Annotated in this window: 5 protein-coding genes; 4 read left to right on the top strand and 1 reads right to left on the bottom strand. The window is 43.2% G+C overall.

The genetic code is table 11. The features are described 5' to 3' along the window. The first annotated feature begins 163 nt into the window (after positions 1-163). The 4 genes from AACQ17_RS07240 (at position 164) to AACQ17_RS07225 (ending at position 3,444) form a co-directional block, all read left to right on the top strand. Entirely contained in the window at positions 164-934 is a 771-nt protein-coding gene (locus AACQ17_RS07240; RefSeq protein WP_013856548.1) for an ABC transporter ATP-binding protein, read from the top strand. 104 nt (positions 935-1,038) lie between these two features. After that, positions 1,039-1,815 (top strand): ABC transporter substrate-binding protein, encoded by a 777-nt coding sequence (locus AACQ17_RS07235; protein ID WP_026028918.1) that lies wholly within the window; start codon positions 1,039-1,041, stop codon positions 1,813-1,815. Positions 1,816-2,023: 208 nt separating this feature from the next. Further along, a complete protein-coding gene (locus AACQ17_RS07230) occupies positions 2,024-2,764 on the top strand; it encodes an ABC transporter permease (RefSeq protein ID WP_094147025.1) in 741 nt (246 codons plus the stop codon). A 2-nt stretch (positions 2,765-2,766) separates the two neighbouring features. Next, complete coding sequence (locus AACQ17_RS07225) at positions 2,767-3,444, top strand: ABC transporter permease (protein WP_010319214.1); 678 nt, start codon at positions 2,767-2,769, stop codon at positions 3,442-3,444. Between the two features lie 112 nt (positions 3,445-3,556). On the opposite strand, the gene AACQ17_RS07220 is transcribed toward AACQ17_RS07225, so the two are convergent. Beyond that, positions 3,557-3,965: exodeoxyribonuclease III (locus AACQ17_RS07220; protein WP_170935184.1), on the bottom strand; the 409-nt coding region annotated here is incomplete at its 5' end.

The raw sequence follows: 3,965 nt of genomic DNA, 5'->3' as shown, positions 1-3,965 counted from the left end.
GAGAAGTATTGGCTAAAATGTGAATTTTTAATCAGATAAAATAACTAAATATCCTTATTTTGCAGGTTAATAATTTGTTGCATGTTTTCGGTGTGAATGCTAGTTTGTATCAAAAATGGGAGTTGGAATACTCTGCAGTAGCAAATACAGGGAGTTAAGCGCAATGACTGATGTACCGGCGCTGAATATTAAAGAGCTGCACAAAACCTTTGGTCAAAACGAAGTACTAAAAGGAATCTCGCTAGAAGCTCGTAAGGGTGATGTGATCTCCATTATTGGTTCTTCTGGCTCGGGAAAAAGTACCTTTCTTAGATGCATCAATTTACTTGAAACACCAACCTCTGGTGATATTTGGGTCAATGGTGAACTCATTCAAATGAAAAAAAATCGGCAAGGTGAAGCTTCACCTGTGAGTGAAAAGCAGGTGCAACGAATTCGCTCACGCCTTGCTATGGTATTTCAGGGATTTAACCTTTGGTCGCACATGACGGTGTTAGAAAACGTTATTGAAGCACCAATTCATGTGTTAGGAGTACCGAAAGCACGAGCCATCGAGAGTGCTGAGGTGCTGCTAAAAAAAGTCGGCCTGTATGAACGTAAAGACTATTATCCTGGTCACCTTTCTGGTGGGCAACAACAACGTGCGGCGATTGCTAGAGCGTTAGCCGTGGAGCCAGAAGTCATGCTGTTTGATGAGCCCACTTCTGCACTTGATCCTGAATTGGTGGGTGAAGTGTTGGGTGTTATGAGAGACTTGGCAGAAGAAGGCCGTACTATGCTGGTAGTGACTCATGAAATGGCCTTTGCTCGCGATGTTTCAAACCATGTGATGTTCTTGCACCAAGGTTTAGTGGAAGAGCAAGGAGATCCAGCCATCCTGTTCACCCAGCCTAAATCTGAACGGTTAAAACAATTTATATCCTCTATTTATTAATGTGTTCATTATGTTGTGGTATTCGCCACGGCATAAATATTAAGCAAAACCAACATAAACATAGCATGATAAATAAGTAAGACCTCAATCACAGGAGTATGGAAATGAAAAAGTGGTTATTAGTTGCAGCCGTTGCTGCTAGTGCAATGACTGGTATGGCCCAAGCGAAAGAATGGAAGACGGTTCGTTTTGGTATAGAAGGGGCTTATCCTCCTTTTAGCTGGACAGAGGCTGATGGATCTCTCAAAGGCTTTGATGTTGATATGGCCAATGCGTTGTGCAAGGAGATGAAAGTGGAATGTAAAATCGTTCCACAAGACTGGGATGGCATTATCCCATCACTGCTCGCACGTAAATATGACGCGATTATTGCAGCCATGTCGATTACCGACGAGCGCAAGAAAAAAGTCGATTTCACTGGTAAGTACGCATTAATTCCCAATAAATTTATCGCCAAGAAGGGAGCCGCGTTGGATTTTTCTAAAGAAGGTCTAAAAGGGGTGAAAATTGGTGTACAACGTGCAACAACGCACGATAAGTATCTTACTGATAATTATGGCGATGCAGTTGAAATTGTCCGTTATGGTTCATTTGATGAAGCCTATCTTGACCTAGCCAATGGTCGTATTGCGGCAGTATTGGGTGATGCCTCTGCCTTGGAAGAGGGTGTGCTTAACAAAGCGGGCGGCGAAGCGTATGAGTTCGTCGGCCCATCATTAACCGATCCGAAATGGTTTGGCGATGGTTTTGGTATTGCGGTTCGTAAACAAGACAAAGATCTCACTCAAAAACTTGATATGGCGATTAAATCTCTTCGTCAACAAGGGATTTACCAAGAAATTGCGACCAAATACTTTAATTACGATGTATACGGTGAATAAGCTGTAACATCATATCTTACCCATATAATTAGAAGGTGAGAGTGGGCCGAGCATATGAATATGTTTATCGATCACTCTGTAATTAGGACTGGTTAGCTCAGTTGACTCCACCTTCTCAATTATGATGGGAATCCATTGATTCTTAACGGCTGGATCCTAGTTCCAGAAGTACCCAGCCGTTAAATTCTCCAGGGACTAGGGATGAATTATGTTGGACCTACACGGATATGAAGCCTCAATTTTGAAGGGAGCGGTGCTGACCATCGAAGTTGCCGTGCTCTCTTTATTACTTGCCATGTTACTTGGCATGCTAGGTGCGCTAGCCAAGCTTGCACCCTACCGTTGGGCAAGAGCCATTGCCACTCTTTATACGACCATCATTCGCGGTATTCCAGACCTTGTGTTAATGATGCTTATTTTCTTTGGCGGTCAAATATTGTTGAATAATAGCCTTTATTCAATCAACGAATGGCTAAACAATTGGTTTATGGCAAGTGACCCGAGCCATGAATGGACCGCTTATCTCCCCGATTATATTGATGTTAGCCCTTTCATTGCTGGGATACTAACCATAGGTTTCATTTTCGGTGCCTATATGGCTGAAACCTTTCGTGGCGCTATTATGGCGGTTGATAAAGGAGAGATGGAAGCGGCGAAAGCGTATGGTATGAGTTCTACCTTAGCATTTAGACGCATTTTGCTTCCTCAAATGGTTCGTCATGCATTGCCAGGGTTTGGTAACAACTGGTTGGTATTGCTCAAAACGACGGCACTTGTTTCCATTATTGGATTAGAAGATATGGTCAGAGTCAGCTCACTCGCGGCGGGTTCGACAAAAACGCCATTCACCTTTTATATGGCTGTCTCAGTGATCTTCCTTTTCTTTACCAGTGTATCAACCGGTCTTCTCAAATTGGTTGAGCGCAAGTTCAGCATTCACACGAGGTAAATATGGATTTTTCCCTTATTACTCAAAGCCTACCAATTTATTTTAGTGGGCTGTGGACAACGGTTTGGCTGGTGGGGTTGTCGTTAATTATCGGTTTGAGCCTTGCCATCCCCTTAGCGATTGCTAGAAATAGCCACAACTATTTTATTCGTACTCCAGCATGGGCTTATACCTACTTTTTTCGTGGTACACCGTTATTAGTCCAGCTTTATCTCATCTACTATGGAATGGATCAATTTTTCCCGGTGAAAGATACCTTGTGGGAAAACGCTTGGTTTTGCGCGTTGGTTGCTTTTGTTCTCAATACGTCCGCCTACACGGCTGAAATTATTCGCGGTGCGATCAATGGGTTGCCTAAAGGGGAAGTTGAAGCGGCGAAGGCATACGGAATGAGTACTTGGAAAACGTATCGACGAATTATTCTACCGAGTGCGTTAAGGCGCGCACTGCCCGCTTATAGTAATGAAGTTATCTTCATGCTTCACGGTTCTGCGGTTGCTGGTATTGTTACCATTATGGATTTAACGGGAGCTGCGCGTTTAGTGAACTCTCGTTATTATGCTCCATTCGAGTCATTTTTAACCGCAGGTTTGTTCTATATGGGCTTGACCTTCATTATTTTGTTCTGCTTTAAACAGGCTGAAAAACGCTTCTTAGCTTATTTGCGCCCATTAAGCTGAAGGGCTGCGAGTAGCAATTTGTTGTACCGAGTTTGTTTCTATAATCAAGGCATAGATTAAAATAAGAAGCGCGCTGAATGCGCGCTTCTTATTGGCACGTTACTTTCTGTTCCTACAAAGAAAAACTGGACCAAATTGGCGCGTGATCAGAAGGTTTTTCTATTCCTCGAAGTTCATAGTCGATGCCGACTTCTTGGCATTTTTTTGCTAGGTTCGGGGTCGCTAAAATGACGTCGATTCGTAGCCCGCGGTTATCATCAAAGCCGCGTGAGCGATAATCAAACCACGAAAATTGATCATTTACATCCGGATTTAACTGACGGAATGTGTCAACAAAACCCCAGTCCATTAAAGTTTGTAACCATTCGCGCTCTTCAGGTTGGAAAGAGCATTTTCCCGTTTGCAACCAGCGTTTTCTATTGGCTTCACCAATCCCAATATCCAAGTCGATAGGGCTGATGTTAATGTCTCCCATCACAATTATTTGTTCGTCAGGGGAATGATGTGTCGTTAAGTAACCC

This window comes from Vibrio sp. V10_P2A27P122 (assembly GCF_963874335.1).
Classification (GTDB): Bacteria; Pseudomonadota; Gammaproteobacteria; order Enterobacterales; family Vibrionaceae; genus Vibrio; species Vibrio anguillarum.
This window is presented reverse-complemented; position numbering and strand designations above follow the sequence as displayed.

What these genes read in the sequence shown, in the direction of transcription:
- AACQ17_RS07235 (WP_026028918.1), top strand. Translation starts at nt 1,039, where the DNA reads ATGAAAAAGTGGTTATTAGTTGCAGCCGTTGCTGCTAGTGCAATGACT.
- AACQ17_RS07230 (WP_094147025.1), top strand. Translation starts at nt 2,024, where the DNA reads ATGTTGGACCTACACGGATATGAAGCCTCAATTTTGAAGGGAGCGGTG.
- AACQ17_RS07240 (WP_013856548.1), top strand. Translation starts at nt 164, where the DNA reads ATGACTGATGTACCGGCGCTGAATATTAAAGAGCTGCACAAAACCTTT.
- AACQ17_RS07225 (WP_010319214.1), top strand. Translation starts at nt 2,767, where the DNA reads ATGGATTTTTCCCTTATTACTCAAAGCCTACCAATTTATTTTAGTGGG.